The following is a 23,240-nucleotide window of genomic DNA, read 5'->3' on the forward strand; positions in this document are numbered from 1 at the left end:
AGCCACCCATGCTAAAATCTAAACTTGGTATCGCCCCCACGCTAACGCCCAGCGGTGCGTTTTCGCCGTCGCCTGTGTCGCTGGCTTTGGCAACGTCAAAGACCACTGATTATGACCACACGGTCTATGACAATCCCTATCAAGGCGATAAAAAGATTCTCATCATCGCCACCGAAGACGGTGAGATGACCATGCAAAATGGCAAACGGTTTTTGACGGGTAATCACCCTGTTGAGCTGTTTGTGCCGATGCTGCACTTACAAAAAGCTGGATTTGAGTTTGACATCGCCACGCCCACAGGCAAGGCGGTCAAGCTAGAAACTTGGGCAATGCCGCACAAAGATAAGGCGGTCGTGCAGCTGTATGACGCCTATCAGCCTAAGCTTAGCTCGCCAATCTCGCTAGATAGCATCACCACGCTGGCAGATTATGTGGCGGTGTTTTTACCAGGGGGGCATGGGGCAATGCTCGGTCTGCCAGACAATCCAAACGTGGCTAGACTGCTACTTGACGCTCATGACAGCGGCAAGTTTACCTTGGCGATTTGTCATGGACCTGCCGCCTTGCTTGCCGCCAATTTATTTAGGCAGCCCTTTGTTTATCAAGGCTATCAGATTGCCACTTTTCCTGACAGCATGGATAAGGTGTTGCCGCACATCGGCTATCTACCAGGCAAAATGCCGTGGCACTATGCCGGCAAGCTTAGTGCTCTTGGTGTCCGCATTGTCAATCACTTTGCCGATAAAACTTGCCACATTGACCAAAAACTTATCACCGCAGCCAGCCCCTTGGCAGCCAACGACTTTGGTAAATTATCCGCCAAAACGCTGCTGGATTTTGTGCATCAAGGCAACAGCTAATGCTCTATTGCTCAGACTTAATAATAATCAGTGACATTCAGGAATAATTATGACCCACCAAGCTCCCCTTATTGACGGTTATGAAGTTGTCATCGGCATTGAAATTCATTGCCAACTAAACACCAGCTCCAAGATTTTTTCAAACGCCCCCACCACCTTTGGGGCAGCCCCCAACACCGCCGCCACGATTGTGGATTTGGGCTTTCCTGGGGCGTTGCCTGTCTTAAACGAAGGCGTGATTGAGCGTGCCTTGAAATTTGGTATGGGCGTCAATGCCAAACTTGGCACATACAACACCTTTGACCGCAAAAACTACTTTTATCCTGACTTGCCCAAAGGCTATCAAATCACCCAAATGGCAAACCCCATTGTCGGCGAAGGCTATATTGACATATTGGTCAACGCAGGACAAAAGGACGAATACACCAAGCGTATCGGCATCACACGAGCCCACCTAGAAGAAGACGCCGGCAAGTCGGTACATGATGCCGTGCCTGCCATGACGGGCGTGGATTTGAACCGTGCAGGCACGCCGCTCATTGAGATTGTCTCTGAGCCTGACATGCGGTCGGTCGCCGAAGCGGTCGCTTATGTCAAGACCATTCATGAACTGGTAACGTGGCTTGGTATTAGTGATGCGATTATGGCGGAAGGCTCGTTTCGTGCTGACATCAACGTGTCTGTGCATAAGCCGAACACCCCCTTTGGCACTCGCTGCGAACTTAAAAACCTAAACTCATTTCGCTTTATTGAGCGTGCGACTAAATCCGAGATTGAACGGCAAATTGACCTGATAGAAGACGGCGGAAAAGTTATCCAAGCCACAAGGCTTTATGACCCTGAGCGTGATGAAACACGTGCCATGCGTACCAAAGAAGAAGCCAACGATTACCGCTATTTCCCCTGCCCTGATTTGTTGCCTGTGGTCATCTCTGATGACACCTTAGCAAAAGTCAAAGCCGACATGCCAGAGCTGCCAAGTGTTCGTAAAGAGCGTTTTGTCAGCGAATTGGGTCTATCTACCTATGATGCCAATGTACTCAATGGCAGTCGTGAGCTGTCGGATTATTTTTTACAAGTCATTGATATCGTGGGACAAAATCACGCTAAAACCGCAGCCAATTGGGTCATGGGTGAGCTGTCTGGGGCGTTAAATAAAGCTGAGCTTTCTATCGGTCAATCCCCCATCAGTGCCGAGCGTCTGGCAGGACTGATTAGCCGCATCAATGACAACACCATCAGCGGCAAAATCGCTAAGCAAGTCTTTGGGCTATTGTGGGAGAGCGACAAATCCGCCGATGAAATTATCAGCGAGCATGGACTCAAACAAGAGACCGACACAGGGGCGATTGAAGCCATCATCAAAGAAGTTCTCGCCAATAACCAAACCATGGTGGACGAATACAAAGGCGGCAAAGAAAAAGCCTTCAATGGTCTGGTCGGACAAGTAATGAAAGCCAGTCGTGGCAAAGCAAACCCTGCTCAGGTGAATGAGCTGTTGAAAAAGTTGATATAGTGACTTTTATTCAACATAAATCACCAAGTTTTGAACTTGGTGATTTAGCTTTACAAAACCAAAAATTAATATGTTTTTAATTTAATACCTGTTGAATTTAGGTTATGTAATGGTGAAAATACTAAAATACCTCCTAGCTCTGTCTCAGCACCAGAGCTTGTTACCCCTACAGGGTGATTTTTATTAACTCGAATTGAATAAACCGCCCCTCCGCTATCACCATCTTTAATACGCAAGCTAGATCCTCTTACTACGGCAAAAGCAGGCTCACACGCCATTCCCTTTAAGCTTGCTGGACACGCATTTTTTGCATTATTATGCGTGTAAGTTTGTGAAATAACACCGCAGCTTTTTCCTGTTGTCTGTCCATGTTGGCATGCTGGTATGCCAACTGATGGATTGATATATTCTCTCACAAGCTCCTGTGTAACGCTATCAACATAGTATAGATTGCTGACTTGTGTAGAATCTCTGGGAGTTATAAACATAATATCATGAGTGGTTGCGTTCTTATCATAAAAAGCGATGATCATATCAGTTCTTGGATCATTCCCATAACCTTTATAGATTATAGGGGTCTTTTCCTGCAATGTCTTATCAGCACAATGAGCAGCTGTAAGCAATCCATTTTGTCCGTTATAAATCGCTGGAAATGCAGAGGTGCAATTATTTAATTGCGTTATACTAGGAGTGATTTGAACTCTTTGGTTAATTGGAGCCCCGCCTTTTAAACTCAAAGTCTCTAACGGTTGAGATAGAAATTCAATTTCAGTCTCAATTCCTGATATTTTTTTAATAGATTGATCGTTCTTTAGCATATTTTGCTTATCAACATTTGGCTCATAAATACTGATAATGATTCTATCTTTAACAGGATCATAGCCCATCATAGAAAATCCCTCTATATTTTTGGCCAACCTAGCACTTTGATTTTTTATAATATTGGTAATTGCTTGAGCATTTCTAGGATTGTTCTTTAGGATTAATACAGGCAACTCATTTTTGGTGCCAGCTAAAGCTCTCATCTCTTTCAAATCTCGACCTTGTGCAGTAGTTCTCACCACCAGCCGAAACTCACTTTCATTATCAAAATAAATGGATACAATATCATCACCAAATTTAGCTTGCATTTCATCGATAATTGACTGGCTGTGATTAATTAAATCTAATCTTCTAATAGCTTCTTCGCGACTAATATCAAACTCCGCAATATAAACCTCGATCAATGACTCATCCAACACAGAGTCTCGAGCATGACTAATGCTGCAAAACGATAGAACAATACTTAATGTCAATACGATGTTCTTGAAACGCATGATTGCCTCCATGTTAATTTAGTCCGATCACCTTGTCGGGGTTTGTTTGAATGTTATATTATCATAATAATTACATCAGTAAACTTATATTATTATTTTTTATTGTATAAAATATATAAATTTAATTTGTATCAATTCATGATTTCAATGAGCCATACTTTTAATTTGATGGCACACAACCCATCCACATCTAAATACAGACCACCACCCTAAAACTCAAAAAACCACTTGCCAAATCGACAAAATCCGCTACAATAGGCACATCGGAATGTAGCGCAGCTTGGTAGCGCACTTGCATGGGGTGCAAGGGGTCGTAGGTTCAAATCCTATCATTCCGACCATATTAAAAAGCGCATCATTGATAGATGCGCTTTTTTATTGGCGTTTATTGAGCTTGATTAAGGATATATCTGACCGCCGCATACACTTCAGCTTCTGTCACTTCTCCCACAGCTTGCGCCGGCATTTTATTAAATCCTTTGGCAGAATGGATTTGCAGCGTCTCAAGCCCCTTATCACTTAAACGCTTCTGCCATTCGGCTTTTGCAGTTAATTTAGGCGCATCAAGCAAACCTGCATCATGGCACACCTTGCAAGATTTTTCATAGCGAGCCTTACCTACCTCAGCAGACGCCTCTGTCACCACCGGATTATCTTGAGCCGCATCAGTCGGTAATGCTGACTCGGTGGTCTCACTTTGGATATCCGATTCCGTTTTTGTCATGGTATTGGCACTATCTGACTGGGTAACATCAGTCTCAGATGTTGCTGTTGATACGCTTTGATCATTGGCAGCAGGTGGTGAGGTTTTTGGTGCATCATCGCTGCCGCAGGCAGTTAGCCAAAGACCCAAGCACATGGGCAAAATAAATCGTGCTAACTTAAAAGATTTTGCTGTCATACTTCCTCCCTTAGAAATGAAATTTTATAAACCAATTTTTTTTAAAAATCTCAATAACACACATTCAGACTTATTGATATCAAATTTATTATGATAATAATATCATAACTCCTTAAAATCTGATAAAAAAATATTCAATTAATAAAATACTTTAATAACAAAATAACTCTACCCCAACAATCCCTTTTGCTCTATCATAATGCAAATCTAGCTTTATTTACCTTTAATAAAATAGATTTCGTTGATTATTCAAGTCACTCAAACAAGCGCCATGGAGGTTTTATGAAAATCGCTGTCCTTTCTATCGCTGCTATTATTTTGTTATCGGGCTGCAATGCCGTCACCGCTACCGCCGACAAAATGATGAACAATGAAAGTAACTTCTCTCAGATCGAAACCACGCAATATCCCATTGGTGAAGGTCCTAATTATGATGCGCAGACTAAAGCAGATGCGGCTTTGGTTGAAATGCAAAAAACTCAGGCTAAAAATGCTCAATACCCAAAAGGTGAAGTGCCTAACCCATCAATGCAATAATTAAAAGCTCTATTCATCAAGACATTCTCTTGGTGAATATACGAGAAAAAACCGCCAAAAATATTTTGGCGGTTTTGTTTAACTATCTAAAAACTTTACATATTTTGTGGTGTCAAAATGGTCAATTCAACACGGCGGTTTTGGGCGCGTCCAGCGTCAGTAGCATTTGAGGCAACTGGCTGACGCATACCATAACCCACGGTTTGGATACGATGAGCCGCCACACCTTGGCTGACCAAGTAGTTACGCACAGACGCAGCTCGGCGCTCAGATAAAGCTTGGTTATAAGCTGCTTGACCAGTAGAGTCAGTATGACCTGCAACTACGATGGTCGTTTGATGATACTGCTTCATCGTGTTTGCCAACTGATTCAAGCTGCCCAAAAACGCACCATTAAGCGTTGCATCATCATGAGCAAAGGTGATGTTACCTGGCATCGTCAAATTGATGTTACCAGTATTGGTGTCATGAGTGACAGTCACACCTGTACCTTCCATTTGCTGCTCAATTTGCTTGGCTTGGCGCTCCATATAGGCGCCCGCAGCTGCACCGACCGCTGCACCGATAGCAGCGTCACGACCAGTTTTTTCACCGCCTGTCGCTTTTGAGATAGCGGCGCCGCCCAGAGCACCTGCCACGGCGCCAATCACGGCTTTATTCACGCCGCCAGGCCCAGTGCCATTAGCACCGCCTGCAGTACCCGTATTCGCACAGCCTGCCAATGCCATGCTAGATGCCAATACCGTAATACCTAATGCCTTCATTTTCATTGAGAACTCCTTGCGCCTACTCTTAGACTTGTTTCAGTTAAGTAAAATTAATATGTTTTCACATAAGCTTTGCTTGCTTAAGCTCATTATGAACCTAATTTCTTGCTTGATTGTATGACTAATGTAGGCTGGATGTGCGCTTTTTATTATTGATTGAGCTTTGATAGTGATCAAGCCTGCTTAAATTCACTTAAAATTACCGCAAATGCACGCCAATCCCCTAAAATTGATCCAAAATTGCGGCCAACAGCGAGCAATTTTTATCATACTTATTCATCTTGATATGAATTGTTACAATCTCAATGCATTTTTTGGTGTCAAATACAAATAAAACATCAAAATGAGCGAATTTTTTGCCTATTTTGAGCAGTTTTTGGTAAACTATGCCAATTAATGTACAACTGTGTACAAAACTTCTGTCATTTGAATTAAAATGACATATTTTGTAACAAATATCGCGATGAGTTAGGTGAACCATGTCAAAGTCACGCAAAACCCTGCCTTTTTTTGAAAACCTTCATGCCAAGCAGCCAAAGCTTGCCCAAAAGCTATCACTAGTGACGAGCACAGGCACCATCGCCGCTAACAGTTTAGTACTCGGCGCCCCTGTGCTTGGGGCAGGGCTGGCAAAAATGCTGACTGGCTCAAAAACTGCGGATAAAACAGTCATTGGGATCGCCAATCACTGGATTCACACCAATAACTTGCTCATTGATAAGGTACTGCCTGCCAAAGATTGGCGCATTCACTTACCTAGTAATCTTGATCCCAACGGCAGATATCTCTTGATTTGCAATCATCGCTCATGGGTGGATACCAGTATCATCCAATATGTCAGCGAAGGCGTGCTGCCGATTACTCGTTTTTTTGCCAAGCATGAGCTGATTTATATCCCGATCGTGGGTCAAACCTTTTATTTCTTGGACTTTCCCATGATGAAGCGTCACACCAAAGCACAAATCGCCAAAAATCCTGATTTGGCGCGCCGTGATTTGGATGAAGCTTTGCGCGCCTGCCAATCGTTGAAGGACAAACCTTTTGTCTTGCTCAATTATTTGGAAGGAACGCGTTTCACCGCCGCTAAGCACGCTCAGCAAAACTCCCCTTATGAGCATCTTTTAAAGCCCAAAGCGGGCGGCTTTGCACTGGCATTATCAAGCCTTGGCAGTCAGATTGATGGCATTTTGGACATGACCTTGGTCTATCCTGACGGCGCACCCGAATATAGCGATCTTTGGTCAGGTAAGCTGTCTCGGCTGTCAGTGGATATTGAATTTGTCAGCCCAGATGAAGCGCTACTCTCGGCTCTTAAAAATGGCGAATATGATACCGATGAGTCAGTCAAGCAAGCGCTTTATGCGTGGCTTGATGAGATTTGGCAAGCCAAAGATCAAAAAATTGCCGAGCGGTTGGCGGAATTTCATCAATCTTAATCAAGCCGCAAATCTAAGTCCATCAAAACATATCTTGATGGACTTAGTTTATGGCTTTGAATTTAATGCAATCGGCTGCCTAAATACTTAGATAAAATTTAGGCATTGTTAATTTAAAATACATAACTCAAACCCCCATTCCATTTAGCAAACAGTAAATTGAGCGTATTTTCTATCATTTTCTTGCATTTAGAATAACATTTGGTCTTTCTCCTAAATCTTGCAGTAAAATGTCTAATAAGGCTGTTATAACTCTCAATGGTAAAAGTTTGAGCTTTGCTTTTTAGGTGCTTGTGTTTTGGAATAATTTCATCATAAGATTTCCAATAATCAGAACAAAACAGCTTAATATTGTTTGAGTTTAGGGTGTTGTATAGCCTTGCAAAGGTTTTACTGTCTCGTTTGCCACAAACAAAACCTAAAACGTGTTTTGTTTGTCGGTCAATGGCAATCCAAGTCCAGCAGTAGTTTTTTTGTGTTTGGTATAACTGTGGATTTCATCAAGCTCTACAATGTCAATTTCTTGACTGTCATTGGGTTTGATTTGATGTTGCTCCCCAAGATGTTTAACCCATTGATAGACCGTACCGTAACTAATGTTTAATACTCTACCAATGGAGCGAAACCCTAGACCTTCTAAATACATATCTATTGCCATTTTCTTAATGGCATCGCTCTTATGAGAGCTGTGTTTGTGTACTTAAAAAATAATAATGACAGTTTTTGCACTTGTAGCGTTGTTTGCCATTGTTAAACCCTGCTTTAACAAAGTGTGTATTTTGACATTTAGGACAATGGGTAAATGTTTGGTTCATTGGGTGGTTGTTTTACATGTGGTTGAGTGTGTGGTATTTTAACTGATGTATTTTTGTTTAACAATGCCAAAATTTAAACAGCGTGTGTTGTGGTTGGTTTTTGGCTTTAGTTTGGATAAAATACATCCATCATCCTTCTGCCAGCCCATGCGATTGATTAGGTAAAGTCATGAAACCACACCCAAACACCCCCAAAGACATTGAAGAATTTGGCGCCCCACAACAAGCGGACTTGCCAGAAGATATCATCCCATTTTATGGCACGCAAAAACAAGAGGATCGACCGCCAAGCCGCCTTAAGCTTGGTTATGATATTGTGATGCTGATGCTACTGCTGATTGACTTGATGCTCATCAGCATTGATAGCATCTTGATGGGTGGTTTTGCGATAAGCGTGGCAAATTGGCTAAATCTTTCAGCATCTTTGGCAGACTATCAAACCAATCATCATTTGACAGTCTCAGCCATTGGGGGATTTTTTACGCTGTTTTGGGCAGCCGATTTGCTGATACGGTGGGGATTTGCGATTTATCAAAAAACTTACTATCGCTGGTTTTTCTTTCCGTTTGTGCATTGGTATGAAGTTTTGGGCGTATTCCCAGATTTGCGTGCGCTGCGGCTGCTGCGTGCGGCGGTCATCATTCGTAGGCTGCATCGATTAGGCATTCAGGTAATTCCCAGACGCTGGGTAGATTCTGCCAAATTTTATTATCATATTTTGCTTGAGGAGCTGTCTGATCGAGTGATTTTGACAGCCATTGATAATTTTCGCGCCCAAATCGCTCGCGATGGCTCTGGCGGTGGCAAAGTCGTCCACCAAACCATTGAGCGCAATCGTGCACAAATTGAGCTTGCCTTATTAACCTTATTGCGTCATGAGCTGACGCCAAGGCTGCAGTCGGCACTTTTGGCAAGTCAGGGAGAAAAGCTTGCCATTGATATCGGACAGGCGGTAGAAAAAGCGCTCAACGACACACCTGAGCTTCGTAAATATTTAAAACTCATCCCCATCGCAGGCGGTATGATAGAGTCGCAAATCCACACCATCGGCAGACAGATTGGTGAGAATGTCACCACTGCCATCAATCAGCATTTGTTTGATGACCGCACTTTAGATTATCTGATGTCATCGGTGGCGCATGGGGTGGCTCAAGTCGATACTTCTCGCCCTGAAGTCCAAACCTTGATCGCAGAGATTGTCGATGAGGTGCTAAACTCCTTTGAAGATCAGGTCAAGACCCAGCAATGGAAGCACAAGCAGCAGCTGCCCATTTAAGGCTCGTGCACTTTTTTCGTCATTCAAAAAGTGCTACAATGGCAAGCAATTCACCCATCAATCAAGGCGCAATTTTATGACTCAAGCTGTCACTTTATTTGGCAAGATGCTGACATTTAGCCGCTTAAAAGTCCATACCGATGATTTGACTGAGATTCGAAAGGATTTGATGCAAGTACTCAGTGACAATCCCATTGCCAGCGGCTTACCGATTGTGATTGATAGCACGGTAGATCTTGAGCTTGACGCATTGATTGACATGCTTTGGCTGATGGATGTGCAGCCTATCGGTGTGGTGAGCGGTCCTTTGGATGATCAAGCGCGCGATTTGCGTTTGGCGATCTTTCCTGCTGATGGCAAACGCATTGAGCGACTGCCAAATACCGAAGACAAATCAAGCTCCAAAATTGATCCCAATCAAAGCAGCGCAGTATCGGCGCCCGACCCTGACGCAGACAAGCCGATCTCAGCTGCCGCTGCAAGCACTCAGCAAGGATCTACCCTTTCAACTGCTCAAGACAATCAGCGCTCACTGGTCAGTGGCATTCATACGCACATGCTGCGCTCAGGTCAAAGCTTACAACACTTAGGCGGTGATTTGACGGTAATTGGCGGCGTCAATGACGGCGCAGAAGCCATCACGGACAATAGCTTACACATTTATGGGCGCGGCTTGGGTCGGCTTGTCGCTGGTGCAACAGGTGATAAAGATGCGCGTATTTTTTGCCAAAAATTTAACCCATCTTTGGTGTCGGTCGCAGGCACGTATTGCCTAAGAGACGCCATCCCAAGCGAGATGATTGATCAAGCGGTACAGGTCACTTATGATGAAGAAAAAGGATTGGTATTCACCCTGCTCAATCAATTATAAATACGGATTTTTTGGATAAATTTATCTAAATGATCACTCATGAATTGATGAACATTTCCAAATATGCTATTCTAAGAATATGCTATATTTGGGCAAATTTTGTGCGCTGATTTGATCATCGCTATTTGCTTTATCTTATTTTAAGGAGTGCCATTGTGGCAAAAATTGTTGTAGTAACTTCAGGTAAAGGTGGTGTCGGCAAAACCACAACCAGCGCATCATTTGGCGCAGGTCTTGCCAAGCGTGGCTTTAAAACAGTGATCATTGATTTTGATGTTGGCTTGCGTAATCTTGATCTGATCATGGGCTGTGAAAATCGCATCGTTTATGACTTTGTCGATGTGATCAGCGGTAACGCCAAACTTGCACAAGCCTTAGTCAAAGACAAACAATTTGAAAATCTATACATTTTGCCTGCATCGCAAACGCGCGACAAAGACGCCCTGACCGATGAAGGCGTGGCTAAAGTCATGAAAGAGTTGGCAGATGACATGAATTTTGATTTCATTATCTGTGATAGCCCTGCGGGCATTGAACGCGGTGCACAGCTTGCCATGTATCATGCTGATGAAGCCTTGATTGTCACAAATCCTGAAGTCTCTTCTGTGCGTGACTCGGATCGTATCATCGGCATTCTTCAAAGTCGCACCAAAAAAGTCGAAGAAGGTGGCAGCGTACGCGAGCATTTGGTGATCACACGCTACAATCCACAGCGCGCTGCTGAAGGCGAGATGATGGACTATCACACCATCGCCGATGAAATTTTGCGCGTGCCACTCATTGGCATCATTCCAGAAAGCAATGCCGTCTTGGAAGCTTCAAACCAAGGTCAGCCAGTTATTCATTTTACTGATTCAGCTGCGGGTCAATGCTATGAAGACATCGTTTCTCGTTTCTTGGGTGAAGATGTACCGCTACGCCATTTAGAAGTGAAGAAAAAAGGCTTCTTTGAACGATTGTTTGGGGGTTGATGATGAAAAAAGGATTTTGGAGCACCCTATTTGGCAATCAAGGCAGCTCAAACAGTGCTGATATCGCCAAAGATCGCCTAAAAGTCATTGTCGCTAGTCACGATCGCCTAAACAACCGCTTGACCGCTGATCGCATCGAGCAGATGAAGCGTGAAATTTTAGCTGTCGTCAATAAGTATGTTAATGGCGTCAATATTGATGATCTAAATATCAATCACCGTCACGAGGATAACTTAGACGTGCTTGAGATGAATATCAGTTTACCTGATCGTAAGTAATCTGAATAAATAAAAACGCAAAGCCCAGTGCTTTGCGTTTTTATTTTCATACAACTTAAGATGAATTGCTTTGATCTGCTTAACGCCCAAATAAAAACCCTAGAATTTTCTAGGGTTTTAATCTTTATGGCTTGCGGGTCAAGCGGTACAATAATTAGTACTTACGCTGATGACGCACTTGCTCACGATAAACTTTTTTCTTGTAGCGTTTAACAGCAGCTGCTTTTTTACGCTTACGCTCTTGAGTTGGTTTCTCAAAGAATTCTTTTTTACGGACGTCTGCTAGAACGCCTGCTTTTTCACAAGCACGCTTAAAACGACGGATCGCGATATCAACTGGTTCGTTCTCTTTTACCTTTACTGAAGGCATAGGTTACTCCATATTCAAGACGGGTGGCATCAATCTGGCTGTATTATTCGATATATAGCGCCGCTGTCTTGGGGCGGGCATCAGCTCAGATCGGAAAAATAAATCCATGCACCTTTGATGACATGGTCTGCTTTGTCAAGGCAGACAAAACAGCGCAAATTATACTTGAATATTCATAAAAAAACAAGGCTTAATTAGCAAAAGCCTTGTTTTTTATTAGAGTATCGGGTTTACTGAATTTGTACAGCATCTTCTGCTGTGCGCGCATAAACAGTCACATTCACCTCAACTCGGCGATTGGGCTGCAAGCACTCAATCAGCTGTGGGCGCGGTAAAGTATTGCTGCACTGAACGTCAGATAATGGCTGAAGCCTGCCCGCTCCCGCAGCCGTCAAGGTCGCAGCATTAACACCACGTTCAATCAAATAACGGCGCACAGTCTCGGCGCGTCTTTGAGATAATGTCATATTATAGTCGTCAGACCCCAGTCGATCGGTATGACCAACCAAATGTATACGGCTATCTCCGCGCTGCTCCCATTCGATCAGTTGAACTGCTAACTCATCAAGGCGCGCACGCCCTGCAGGCAGCATGTCTTTTTGCTCATACTTATCAAACTTAAATAGCGCATCCGCTGACAAATTGATCCGCTCATTAACGATTGGAGTCATAATCTGCGCTACAGGCGCAGGCGTTGTTTGATTGATAATCACAGTACCGCCTGCTGTCGGCATACGCGCATATTGAGCACAGTCGGCTGGTAGCCAATAAAATTCTTGACCACGGAAATGTTCATCAAAAATAACTTTATACTGACATACTTTAACACTGTCATCAGCTTGATAAAACTTTAGAATATAGTCCCATTCTCTAGCACGGTTCGCTTCGCTAAAATGCGGACGACCAATGAGCTGATACAGCTCGTCCTTGGCGATACCTGGACGAATTTTAGACAAATTCTCACGATTGGGAAACTGACCATCTTTTTGCCATGCTTTATCAAGCTCTGGAAAATAAATATCTTCGGCTGCGATCGTACCCTGATTTGAGATATTTTGGCTTACCTGCTTTGTACCCATACACCCTGTCAGTGTTAATACAGCTAATACTGCTGCGCCAATAGTTACATTTTTCATAATATATCCTAAACCGCTCAATGAATGAAATTTGACAAAATGCCAGACCCAGTCTCACACAGGATCTGGCATAATAAGCTCTTAGAAATGGAAGCCTGCGCCGACTGCACCACCAGCATTACCTTGAGTATCGGCAGTACCAGAGACCTTAAGCACCCAGCGACCATTATCAGACAGCTTAGATAGACCAACAGCCACAGCGCCTTCGCCATTATAACTTGCGATACCGCCTGTGAGCATCGACTTACCTGGGATATAGGCTTGTGGTAAGGCCGCCATTGCCATCGCTGATGATACACCTGCATTGGCATCATCTGCCACATCGTTAATGCGGTGGTTGAGCTGATTGCCCAAGCTCACTGTTTGGTTGGCAAGCTGACCGATGGCTTGGTGAGTGTCATACAACTGACTGCCATTGATAGCATCGGTACTATTGGCAGAAACAACACCTGCCGCCACGTTTTGAATTTGGCGAGTTTGACCTTCTGCACCAACACTCACCACACCCACAACGTCTTCAACACCTGATACATTAGCATCGTTAATACCCGCATAAGTATAAGTGCCTTGTTTTTTGGTAGCAGTATTCACTTCAACAGCTGCAGATTGACTACCTAAAACAACTGAGTTTGCCAAAGTTTGCTTAACTTCGTTACCAACGACAAAAGTATCATCTGAGGAAATGGTATTGTTGTTACCCACAGCATAGCTATTATTGCCAGTTACGATACTTGGATCGCCGATGGCGCCTGAGTTTTTACCAGTAACCACATTACCTGTACCAATAGCGATTGTGTTTTCCGCCAATGCCTGCGAACCCGTTCCAAGGGCGATCGCATTTTTACCCGTTGCTTTGGTAACTTGGGCATATCGTTTCTCGCCGTTACCATCTGCAATTTCGGTAACTTGCGCCCCTTCTATCTTTTTATCAGACACATAGGTATTACCCATTGCCACTGCGTTATCACCATCAGCAACAGTTTGATAGCCCACCGCTGTGGCAAATTTACCTGATGCACTAGAATCCACATTATTACTTCCTTGAATAGCAGGTTTTACCTCGCCATCATTTGTATGGAAGAACTTAATGCCTTGCTCGTTCATCTTACCAATTGCTTGGATGACATCATTGGTAACGTAGGTATTTTGCCCCTCAACATTATAGGTGGTGAGATAGTAATCTTTGCCTCCTTTATCTGTTGACACCACAACGGTTTGGTTGGTTTCTGTGGTGGTAGTGGTTGAGCCATCAGGGTTTGTAAAAGTAGTAATGACAGTACCTGGGGGTGCATTGCCTGTGATAGCTTGCTGAGTGGTTATGTTTGTGCCAGCATTACCACCTGTAACAATTTTTTTAATTTCATTGAGTTGATTGACATTGACCGCATCAGTTGCATCCACTCCTGGGGCAACGTTCGTGATGCGTTGACCACCATTGTTTAGACCCGATTGAGTCAGTGCAACCGTGTTGTTTGGATTATCTTGGGTTGGTGATTTAATGGTGATACCAGAGCTACCGATTACCGTATTGCCGGTAGTGACAGTATCAACTGCAACCTCTTTATTTAATGTCACTTGTAGACCGTTAGCATCTGCCTTCGTGGTAATATTATCATCACCCTTAATCGCTACACTATCACCAAGCTTCTTAATACCAGTAGTACCACTATCACCATTGAAGGTTAAGCCTTTATTATCTACGATATTTTTGGCTTCAACCCCTTTGGCAATGTCGTTTTTGGTCGCTTGAGATAGGTCGACTTTATAATCAGTGACATCAGCAGTACCAACTCTAGCAGAAGCAGACTTGGTCACCGTAACAGCATCCGATCCAGCAGTAACGCTTGCAGAAGTATCTTTAGCATTAACGGTATAAATAGTTTGATTATTTTGACCTGTTGAGCTATGAACGGTAATGTTTTCACCTGCTTTAATTTCTGTCTTAGCAGCATTAGCTGCTTGCTGAACTGCGTAAAGCTGACTACCATTAACCGCATCAGTACTATTTTGTGTAATATCGCCCTTAGCAACGCCAGTAACCTTGTTGCCGCCAGCATTAATACCTGTGCTAGACACTGATACATCACCGACTTTCAGACCGGTATTAGTTAAAGCGACCTTATCACCCACTTTGATACCATCATTATTCAAGACGGTGTCACCAGTTTTAACACTATCCACGGTAAGATTATCAGCAGTTGAAACGGTGTATTTTGTACTGCCATCAGCATTCTTGTGAGTCTTGACTACAATATTGCTGCCAGCTTCCACCTTAGTGGTCGCGGCATTTTGTGCTTTGGTCAACTGACTGAAGTTCACCGCATCATTGGCATCCGTACCCTCAGCAAGACCAGTGATCTTCACAGGAGTGCCTTGGTTGTTTGCCACGGTGAGGTTGCCGGCATTGCTGCTGATGGTAGGACCGTTATCACCCAGCTGAACGTTATTGAAGGTGACGTCTTTTTTGGTTTGATAGGTGATGGTACCACCCTCACGGCTGACCGTCAGGTTATCACCTGCGTTGAAGGTGGCTGTCTCACCAGCACGGATCAGCTCACTGCCCTCAACCCCCTCAGCTGCCAACTTAAAGCCAGATTGATTGATGGCAGTGCTGACAGTTTGTGCAGTCACCAAGGCGTCGCCATTTGCGGCTGCTGCCACACCATTGTCATCGGTGGTGATGGCGCTGGTGATGGCGGCAATGTTGCCAGCCTCATTGACAGTGGTGGTGACATTATCCGTCTTAGCAGCGATGGTATAGGTGGTTGAACCATCGTCATTCTTAGTGTTTTCAATGCGCACACCTTGGTCGCCTGCCACCTTAGTGGTCGCCGCATTTTGTGCTTTGGTCAACTGACTGAAGTTCACCGCATCATTGGCATCAGTACCCTCAGCAAGACCAGTGATCTTCACAGGAGTGCCTTGGTTGTTTGCCACGGTGATGTTGCCTGCCTCATTGCTGCTGATGGTAGGACCGTTATCACCCAGCTGAACGTTATTGAAGTTCACGTCTTTTTTGGTTTGATAGGTGATGGTGCTACCGTCACGGCTGACCGTCAGGTTATCACCTGCGTTGAAAGTGGCTGTCTCACCAGCACGGATCAGCTCACTGCCCTCAACCCCCTCAGCTGCCAACTTAAAGCCAGATTGATTGATGGCAGTGCTGACAGTTTGTGCAGTCACCAAGGCGTCGCCATTTGCGGCTGCTGCCACACCATTGTCATCGGTGGTGATGGCGCTGGTGATGGCGGCAATGTTGCCAGCCTCATTGACAGTGGTGGTGACATTATCCGTCTTAGCAGCGATGGTATAGGTGGTTGAACCATCGTCATTCTTAGTGTTTTCAATGCGCACACCTTGGTCGCCTGCCACCTTAGTGGTCGCCGCATTTTGTGCTTTGGTCAGCTGACTGACGTTCACCGCATCATTGGCATCAGTACCCTCAGCAAGACCAGTGATCTTCACAGGATTGCCTTGGGTGTTTGCCACGGTGATGTTGCCTGCCTCATTGCTGCTGATGGTAGGACCGTTATCACCCAGCTGAACGTTATTGAAGGTGACGTCTTTTTTGGTTTGATAGGTGATGGTACCACCCTCACGGCTGACCGTCAGGTTATCACCTGCGTTGAAGGTGGCTGTCTCACCAGCACGGATCAGCTCACTGCCCTCAACACCCCCAGCTGCCAACTTAAAGCCAGATTGATTGATGGCAGTGCTGACAGTTTGTGCAGTCACCAAGGCGTCGCCATTTTCGGCTTCTGCCACACCATCGTCATTGGTGGTGATGGCGCTGGTGATGGCGGCAATGTTGCCATCGTCATTGACAGTGGTGGTGACATTATCCGTCTTAGCAGCGATGGTATAGGTGGTTGAGCCATCGTCATTCTTAGTGTTTTCAATGCGCACACCTTGGTCGCCTGCCACCTTAGTGGTCGCGGCATTTTGTGCTTTGGTCAACTGACTGAAGTTCACCGCATCATTGGCATCCGTACCCTCAGCAAGACCAGTGATCTTCACAGGAGTGCCTTGGTTGTTTGCCACGGTGAGGTTGCCGGCATTGCTGCTGATGGTAGGACCGTTATCACCCAGCTGAACGTTATTGAAGGTGACGTCTTTTTTGGTTTGATAGGTGATGGTACCACCCTCACGGCTGACCGTCAGGTTATCACCTGCGTTGAAGGTGGCTGTCTCACCAGCACGGATCAGCTCACTGCCCTCAACACCCCCAGCTGCCAACTTAAAGCCAGATTGATTGATGGCAGTGCTGACAGTTTGTGCAGTCACCAAGGCGTCGCCATTTTCGGCTTCTGCCACACCATCGTCATTGGTGGTGATGGCGCTGGTGATGGCGGCAATGTTGCCATCGTCATTGACAGTGGTGGTGACATTATCCGTCTTAGCAGCGATGGTATAGGTGGTTGAGCCATCGTCATTCTTAGTGTTTTCAATGCGCACACCTTGGTCGCCTGCCACCTTAGTGGTCGCGGCATTTTGTGCTTTGGTCAACTGACTGAAGTTCACCGCATCATTGGCATCCGTACCCTCAGCAAGACCAGTGATCTTCACAGGAGTGCCTTGGTTGTTTGCCACGGTGAGGTTGCCGGCATTGCTGCTGATGGTAGGACCGTTATCACCCAGCTGAACGTTATTGAAGGTGACGTCTTTTTTGGTTTGATAGGTGATGGTACCACCCTCACGGCTGACCGTCAGGTTATCACCTGCGTTGAAGGTGGCTGTCTCACCAGCACGGATCAGCTCACTGCCCTCAACACCCCCAGCTGCCAACTTAAAGCCAGATTGATTGATGGCAGTGCTGACAGTTTGTGCAGTCACCAAGGCGTCGCCATTTTCGGCTTCTGCCACACCATCGTCATTGGTGGTGATGGCGCTGGTGATGGCGGCAATGTTGCCATCGTCATTGACAGTGGTGGTGACATTATCCGTCTTAGCAGCGATGGTATAGGTGGTTGAGCCATCGTCATTCTTAGTGTTTTCAATGCGCACACCTTGGTCGCCTGCCACCTTAGTGGTCGCGGCATTTTGTGCTTTGGTCAACTGACTGAAGTTCACCGCATCATTGGCATCCGTACCCTCAGCAAGACCAGTGATCTTCACAGGAGTGCCTTGGTTGTTTGCCACGGTGAGGTTGCCGGCATTGCTGCTGATGGTAGGACCGTTATCACCCAGCTGAACGTTATTGAAGGTGACGTCTTTTTTGGTTTGATAGGTGATGGTACCACCCTCACGGCTGACCGTCAGGTTATCACCTGCGTTGAAGGTGGCTGTCTCACCAGCACGGATCAGCTCACTGCCCTCAACACCCCCAGCTGCCAACTTAAAGCCAGATTGATTGATGGCAGTGCTGACAGTTTGTGCAGTCACCAAGGCGTCGCCATTTTCGGCTTCTGCCACACCATCGTCATTGGTGGTGATGGCGCTGGTGATGGCGGCAATGTTGCCATCGTCATCTACTTTAACCGTTGTGCCATCAGTTTTGGCTTTTACGGTGTAGGTGGTTGCGCCAGTGGCTGAATCAGGTGTACCAGCAGTGACTGTAACACCTTGATTGCCTTCAACCACAGTTTGAGCTGCTTTCAACTGGCTTACATTGACTGCATCTGTATCGGCTGTACCTTCTGCAATGTTAGTAATTTTGTTGTTGCCATTATTGAGGCCTGTGGTTGTTAAGCTGACAGTTTGACCATCGGTCGGTGTGATGGTCACGCCTTGACCACGCACCGTTGTGATGTCACCGTCTGCAGTGATCACAGAGCTGCCTTGTGCTGTGTGGATGGTGACATTGCCTGAGGTGTCTTCTGAGACAATACCACTGCCATCCAGACTGGTTGTGTTACCTGCCGCATCTTTGGTGATCACAGACGCAAACTCAACCTCATCTTTGGTGGCAAAGACAAACTGCCCATTGGTTTGAGCCACAGTCAGGTTTTTGCCTGCCTCTAAGGTGACGGTATCGCCTGGGTTGATCAGCTCGTTGGCAAAAGCATCACCCGCATTATTACCAGCACCGACGATGTTAAAGCCTGATTTGTTAATCGCTGTGGCAATGTCACCTGCGGTTGCCAAAGATGCCGGAGTGGTTGCATTCGCTACACCGTTGGCATTGGTGGTGATGGCGCTGGTCACAGCACTGATGGTAATTTTATTACCATCCACTGCCGTACTAATCTGTCCATCTTCTGCACCTACGATATCAAAGCGAGCATTATCTTTGTTAATCGTAATCCCTTCTGCTTGACCATTTATATCAGCACCAACGGTAAAGCTCTCCATTTTCTTCTCTAAATTCTTTTTGACAGTATTTAGCTGATTAAGATTGACCGCATCAGTCCCTTTTGTGCCTGCTTTTACATTGGTGATTTTATTGCCGCCATTGTTGAGGCCAGCATTGGTCAAGCTGACATTATTAGAGCCAGGATTATTAATGGTGATGCCATTGGTGTTAATGGTGGTATTACCTGCGGTAACGCTATTTACTGTGATATCTTTGCTTAGGTTATAAGTCACACTGCTGACTTTACCGTCAGCATCGGTCGTGACGACAGCTTCGGTGTTTGTACCGTCAACAAAATTCACCGTATCATAAGCCTTGACAAAGTCGCGAGCTTCACCGTTGTTTTGTAGGTTAAAGCCCGAATTTAACACATCACCCACAGTGGCAGCGTTGTTATAAATATTTGCCACAGTGTCTGGAGCTGCCATATGTGTGGTGGCATCGAATGCTGGAGTTTGGGTATCTAGCGTGCCATCAGGTGCCACACGGTAATCGCCCACATTGTACGTTGGGGTTAGGTTACCTGCCACATTGGCTAAGTTGGTTGGTGCTATGGTGCTACCATTACCATTATTCAAAGAAGCAATGACATCAGCAGGATCGATAGTGTCTCCATTAGCGTAGCTAAACGTGCCGTCAGGCTGTTTGTAAACTCTCTTACCTTCAGCATCGGTATAAACCACAGGCATTTGATTTAAGGTGCCTTGGGTGACCATATACAGCTGACTGCCATTGATAGCATCAGTAGAAGTTGATGAAATTTCACCAGCAGCGACGTTTTGAATACGGCGCTCAGAGCCTGACGCCCCCACAGACACGCCGCCTACCGCTGTCGCACCTGCAAAGTTGCCATACACCTGACCATTGACAGTGGCATTATTGACCACCCCTGTTGCACCTGCCGTGGTGGTGGCTCCGACTTGATTGCTGTCTTTTATGGCATTAAATAAGGTGCCTTGACCTTGGTCATTAACACTGCCCCGACCTGCGGTAACAGTACTATCATCACCCAAATACACTGAATTGGCAACGGTATTACCCAAGCGAGTGAGTTGATTGCCCGTACCTGTTGTATTAATGCCACTACCTAAGACATAGGTGTTCGCACTAGTGACATGGTTATTATTACCCACGACAGAGGAATGGGTGCCAGATATGGTATTGTGCGATCCGACAGAGACAGAGTAATGTGCACCGCCACCGACTTCTGAGATACCGATGGCGATGGCGTTATTAGCCATGTTTTTCTCGACACCCACCTGAGCTGCTGCACCACCCGGGATAAATCCCCCAACACTTATATCGCTCGCACCGCCAATGGCGATAGATGAGTTGCCGTACACCTGCGCATTTTGACCATAGCTTTGGGCACCCCTACCTTGAGCGATGGCACCACGCCCGAGGGCCTGAGCGCCGACACTGGCACTGGTTTTGACAAGAGCGCCATTACCAAGTGCCAAAGACCCCTCGGCTTCTGTGGTAGCTCCAAAAAATCCATATGGATAGCCAGGCTCCGTAGGGTGTCTCCCACTCTGTGCACCAATGGCGATGCTATTAATCGCTTTGGCTTTGGCAGCACCCAACGCCACCGAACCGCTGTAGGCAGTTTCGGCATCATGACCGACTGCAGTGGCACCGCCCATCGCAGGGCCATCGGCTTTATCACCTGTAGAACCCTTTCCGGTGAAGACTGTGGCATTGCGACCAATCACCACGCTATAATCCATATCCCAATGACCAGGTCCTGGTCTATTAACCTTAGCCCCATCACCGATCACGACCGTGCTGGCATAGGGAGCTTTGGCACCAGTACCGATGGCGATGGCATGATTGCCGCTGGCGACGGCTGATGTACCTTGGGCGAGAGTGTTAATGCGCGTGGCTTGGGCTTTATTACCCAGAGCGATGGCATTAACACCGACACTGCCTGGTTGATTTTTGTCACCTGCTACCGCACCAGTACCGATGGCAATGGTATCATTATCAGCTACAGAAGCAGCTTGACCGATAGCCACAGCACGGTTCACCGATTTGGTATTCGTAAAGGTCGGGGTATAAACCGCCAAATTGACACTGCCATCGGCACCAGTGACAGTTTGTGTAGTTTGTTTAACAGTCGCTGATGAGGCACCGACCTTGACTTGGTTGCCTAGCACAAAGTTATCATGTGAGGTCGAGCCAATTAAGTTGGCATTACCAATGGCGGTATTGCGCTGACCACCGACGATGCTAAATTTGGTATCGTTCATATTGGCGTCTGACAAAGCGTGTGCCATGCGAGCTGCATCGCCACCACCGGTCGCCCCAATCACGGTAGAGTTGGCACCAAAGCTCATATTGCCCGAGCCGATGGCAGTCGCACCTTTATTATTAGTGATGGCGCCACTACCAATAGCCGCCATGTTATTACCAGTCAGACCGGTCACACTAGACGCCCCTATCGCCGCACTGTCAAAGCCAGCTGATGTCTGAGTGTAGCTGCCGTATGCCGATGTGGTGTCACCGAGCGCGATGGCATTAACCCCTACCGCAGACGAGATGGTACCAGCTGAGATGGCATCAGGACCAATTGCCATTTTATTGTTACCAGCATGAATCACTTTGGCGTTGTTCCCGATTGCCATGGTATTATCACCTGTTAGATGACCGACATGGGCACTGTAACCGATGGCGATGCCGTTCGTGCGGGCGGACGCCGATACAGGATTAATCTCTGCCCTAGCACCTACACCGATGACAATGTCTCTGTTGCCCTGTGCCGTGCTATTGGCACCTTGGGCAATGGCACTATTACCTGCAGCACGAGCATTCTCACCCACAGCGATGGCGTTTTCGGCAGTGGTGTATTTGGCACCATTATCATAAGACACCTGCTTGGTGCTGGCACCGTTACCGATGGCGATAGACTCTTCGCCATAGGTCATGGCATTGTTACCGATGGCAACGGTACGACGAGCGCGATAGGTGTCACCCACTGCCAGAGTGCTGTCATTGGTGTTTTTGGCAGCAGCAAAATTATTGGCATTAGTACCAATGGCGACCGAATCTTCCCCATAATGCTGAACACCTGCGTTCTGACCGATAGCGGTGTTACGCTGACCTGTCGCATTTTTGCTGGCATTTTGACCAATGGCGATATTGGTATTGGTAGCAATAATGGGTTCTTGGATATTTTGTAGCGCATTGGTTGTGCCATTGACAAAATGAACACCGCCCGCACCCCCATTGGCGGTGCCTTTGTCACTTAGACCAAAGCCTGCTTCGGTACCGATGGCGATAGTATTTTGACCTTGAGTTTGGGTAGTAGTATCACCACACACGACAGATTTGGTGGCTGTATCATAATAACAACGGTTCGCTGCAGGATTAGCATCTGCGACAGGAGGCTGATTACCAGTAGCCGCCACAGCATGGCTTGACAGTATGATACCTGACATGATTAAGCTGAATTTTAGCAGTCCATACGCACCCTGCACTGATTCGATGTGATCAGATGAGCCTTCGCTGCCGACAGCAGTTTGACTGCCTTTGCCTTGTGCGCGAGCATATTCGCAGACAGCTTGGAAAGTTTGGGTAGAGCGGTTATAAATGACGCGGTAGAGTTTGTTCATAGTCTTAATATCCTAATTCAATTCAGCTGGATTGGCTGTAATGCAGTCTATGACAGCGACACAATGATAGCAGCTGTCATAATTTGAAAACTAAAAAGAAAATGATAATTTGTCAGGTGTGCTAAAAACAGGGGGATTATTTAGCATATTATAATACTTTTAAGAAATCTTACCACCCTTTCATTCTTACAATTTACATTTAACTGTGTAATTTTTGTAATTATACATTAATTTGTTTCATTAGCCTCTTGAAATTTTGAAACCCTTAATATGATTGTGGTTATTCT

General features: G+C 45.9%; 14 protein-coding genes, 1 tRNA gene and 1 pseudogene. 9 read left to right on the top strand and 7 right to left on the bottom strand.

Features of this window, described 5'->3' with window-relative positions; genetic code table 11:
- Positions 1-8 precede the first annotated feature (8 nt).
- Both U0021_RS03375 and gatB read left to right on the top strand, forming a co-directional pair.
- Entirely contained in the window at positions 9-860 is an 852-nt protein-coding gene (locus tag U0021_RS03375) for a DJ-1/PfpI family protein (RefSeq protein ID WP_114801142.1), read from the top strand.
- A 49-nt stretch (positions 861-909) separates the two neighbouring features.
- Positions 910-2,376 carry an Asp-tRNA(Asn)/Glu-tRNA(Gln) amidotransferase subunit GatB gene (gene gatB, locus U0021_RS03380; RefSeq protein ID WP_114801143.1) on the top strand — a complete coding sequence of 489 codons (1,467 nt, stop codon included), beginning with the start codon at positions 910-912 and terminating at the stop codon, positions 2,374-2,376.
- 65 nt (positions 2,377-2,441) lie between these two features.
- Here the strand turns inward: gatB and U0021_RS03385 are convergent, their stop codons facing one another.
- Complete coding sequence (locus U0021_RS03385) at positions 2,442-3,692, bottom strand: trypsin-like serine protease (RefSeq protein ID WP_049236800.1); 1,251 nt, start codon at positions 3,690-3,692, stop codon at positions 2,442-2,444.
- A 264-nt stretch (positions 3,693-3,956) separates the two neighbouring features.
- Here U0021_RS03385 and U0021_RS03390 point away from each other — a divergent pair.
- Positions 3,957-4,033: transfer RNA gene (locus tag U0021_RS03390), tRNA-Pro, on the top strand.
- 44 nt (positions 4,034-4,077) lie between these two features.
- On the opposite strand, the gene U0021_RS03395 is transcribed toward U0021_RS03390, so the two are convergent.
- On the bottom strand, positions 4,078-4,593 hold the full coding sequence (locus tag U0021_RS03395) for a c-type cytochrome (RefSeq protein WP_114801145.1): 516 nt from the start codon (positions 4,591-4,593) through the stop codon (positions 4,078-4,080).
- A gap of 282 nt (positions 4,594-4,875) precedes the next feature.
- On the opposite strand from U0021_RS03395, the gene U0021_RS03400 reads away from it, so the two are divergent.
- On the top strand, positions 4,876-5,130 hold the full coding sequence (locus tag U0021_RS03400; protein ID WP_114801146.1) for a hypothetical protein: 255 nt from the start codon (positions 4,876-4,878) through the stop codon (positions 5,128-5,130).
- A gap of 95 nt (positions 5,131-5,225) precedes the next feature.
- Here U0021_RS03400 and U0021_RS03405 read toward each other — a convergent pair whose 3' ends face one another.
- Positions 5,226-5,900 carry an OmpA family protein gene (locus tag U0021_RS03405; protein ID WP_114801147.1) on the bottom strand — a complete coding sequence of 225 codons (675 nt, stop codon included), beginning with the start codon at positions 5,898-5,900 and terminating at the stop codon, positions 5,226-5,228.
- 476 nt (positions 5,901-6,376) lie between these two features.
- Here U0021_RS03405 and U0021_RS03410 point away from each other — a divergent pair, with 476 nt between their 5' ends.
- Positions 6,377-7,333, top strand: coding sequence for an acyltransferase (locus U0021_RS03410; protein WP_114801149.1), 957 nt, complete (start codon positions 6,377-6,379; stop codon positions 7,331-7,333).
- A gap of 113 nt (positions 7,334-7,446) precedes the next feature.
- On the opposite strand, the pseudogene U0021_RS03415 reads toward U0021_RS03410, so the two are convergent.
- Positions 7,447-8,148: pseudogene (locus U0021_RS03415) on the bottom strand (IS1 family transposase).
- Positions 8,149-8,317: 169 nt separating this feature from the next.
- Between U0021_RS03415 and U0021_RS03420 the strand changes: the two are divergent.
- The 4 genes from U0021_RS03420 (at position 8,318) to minE (ending at position 11,544) form a co-directional block, all read left to right on the top strand.
- The gene (locus U0021_RS03420) at positions 8,318-9,424 is read left to right on the top strand and encodes a hypothetical protein (protein ID WP_205276595.1); all 1,107 of its coding nucleotides are present in this window, start codon (positions 8,318-8,320) and stop codon (positions 9,422-9,424) included.
- 76 nt (positions 9,425-9,500) lie between these two features.
- Entirely contained in the window at positions 9,501-10,295 is a 795-nt protein-coding gene (gene minC, locus U0021_RS03425; protein ID WP_114801191.1) for a septum site-determining protein MinC, read from the top strand.
- A 155-nt stretch (positions 10,296-10,450) separates the two neighbouring features.
- Positions 10,451-11,266: a septum site-determining protein MinD gene (minD, locus tag U0021_RS03430; protein WP_078256529.1), complete on the top strand. Its 816-nt coding sequence runs from the start codon at positions 10,451-10,453 to the stop codon at positions 11,264-11,266.
- On the top strand, positions 11,263-11,544 hold the full coding sequence (gene minE, locus U0021_RS03435; protein WP_205276597.1) for a cell division topological specificity factor MinE: 282 nt from the start codon (positions 11,263-11,265) through the stop codon (positions 11,542-11,544). Before minD ends, minE begins: the two co-directional genes overlap by 4 nt.
- A gap of 154 nt (positions 11,545-11,698) precedes the next feature.
- Here the strand turns inward: minE and rpsU are convergent, their stop codons facing one another.
- The 3 genes from rpsU to U0021_RS03450 form a co-directional block, all read right to left on the bottom strand.
- Positions 11,699-11,914 carry a 30S ribosomal protein S21 gene (gene rpsU, locus U0021_RS03440; RefSeq protein WP_003657016.1) on the bottom strand — a complete coding sequence of 72 codons (216 nt, stop codon included), beginning with the start codon at positions 11,912-11,914 and terminating at the stop codon, positions 11,699-11,701.
- Between the two features lie 230 nt (positions 11,915-12,144).
- Positions 12,145-13,050: an OmpA family protein gene (locus tag U0021_RS03445; protein ID WP_114801192.1), complete on the bottom strand. Its 906-nt coding sequence runs from the start codon at positions 13,048-13,050 to the stop codon at positions 12,145-12,147.
- An 81-nt stretch (positions 13,051-13,131) separates the two neighbouring features.
- A complete protein-coding gene (locus tag U0021_RS03450) occupies positions 13,132-22,953 on the bottom strand; it encodes a YadA-like family protein (protein ID WP_327037549.1) in 9,822 nt (3,273 codons plus the stop codon).
- Positions 22,954-23,240 lie beyond the last annotated feature (287 nt).

Origin of the sequence: Moraxella canis, from assembly GCF_034424565.1 — a bacterium.
Taxonomy (GTDB): Bacteria; Pseudomonadota; Gammaproteobacteria; order Pseudomonadales; family Moraxellaceae; genus Moraxella; species Moraxella canis.

What these genes read in the sequence shown, in the direction of transcription:
- U0021_RS03375 (WP_114801142.1), top strand. Translation starts at nt 9, where the DNA reads ATGCTAAAATCTAAACTTGGTATCGCCCCCACGCTAACGCCCAGCGGT.
- gatB (WP_114801143.1), top strand. Translation starts at nt 910, where the DNA reads ATGACCCACCAAGCTCCCCTTATTGACGGTTATGAAGTTGTCATCGGC.
- U0021_RS03385 (WP_049236800.1), bottom strand. Translation starts at nt 3,692, where the DNA reads ATGCGTTTCAAGAACATCGTATTGACATTAAGTATTGTTCTATCGTTT.
- U0021_RS03395 (WP_114801145.1), bottom strand. Translation starts at nt 4,593, where the DNA reads ATGACAGCAAAATCTTTTAAGTTAGCACGATTTATTTTGCCCATGTGC.
- U0021_RS03400 (WP_114801146.1), top strand. Translation starts at nt 4,876, where the DNA reads ATGAAAATCGCTGTCCTTTCTATCGCTGCTATTATTTTGTTATCGGGC.
- U0021_RS03405 (WP_114801147.1), bottom strand. Translation starts at nt 5,900, where the DNA reads ATGAAAATGAAGGCATTAGGTATTACGGTATTGGCATCTAGCATGGCA.
- U0021_RS03410 (WP_114801149.1), top strand. Translation starts at nt 6,377, where the DNA reads ATGTCAAAGTCACGCAAAACCCTGCCTTTTTTTGAAAACCTTCATGCC.
- U0021_RS03420 (WP_205276595.1), top strand. Translation starts at nt 8,318, where the DNA reads ATGAAACCACACCCAAACACCCCCAAAGACATTGAAGAATTTGGCGCC.
- minC (WP_114801191.1), top strand. Translation starts at nt 9,501, where the DNA reads ATGACTCAAGCTGTCACTTTATTTGGCAAGATGCTGACATTTAGCCGC.
- rpsU (WP_003657016.1), bottom strand. Translation starts at nt 11,914, where the DNA reads ATGCCTTCAGTAAAGGTAAAAGAGAACGAACCAGTTGATATCGCGATC.
- U0021_RS03445 (WP_114801192.1), bottom strand. Translation starts at nt 13,050, where the DNA reads ATGAAAAATGTAACTATTGGCGCAGCAGTATTAGCTGTATTAACACTG.
- U0021_RS03450 (WP_327037549.1), bottom strand. Translation starts at nt 22,953, where the DNA reads ATGAACAAACTCTACCGCGTCATTTATAACCGCTCTACCCAAACTTTC.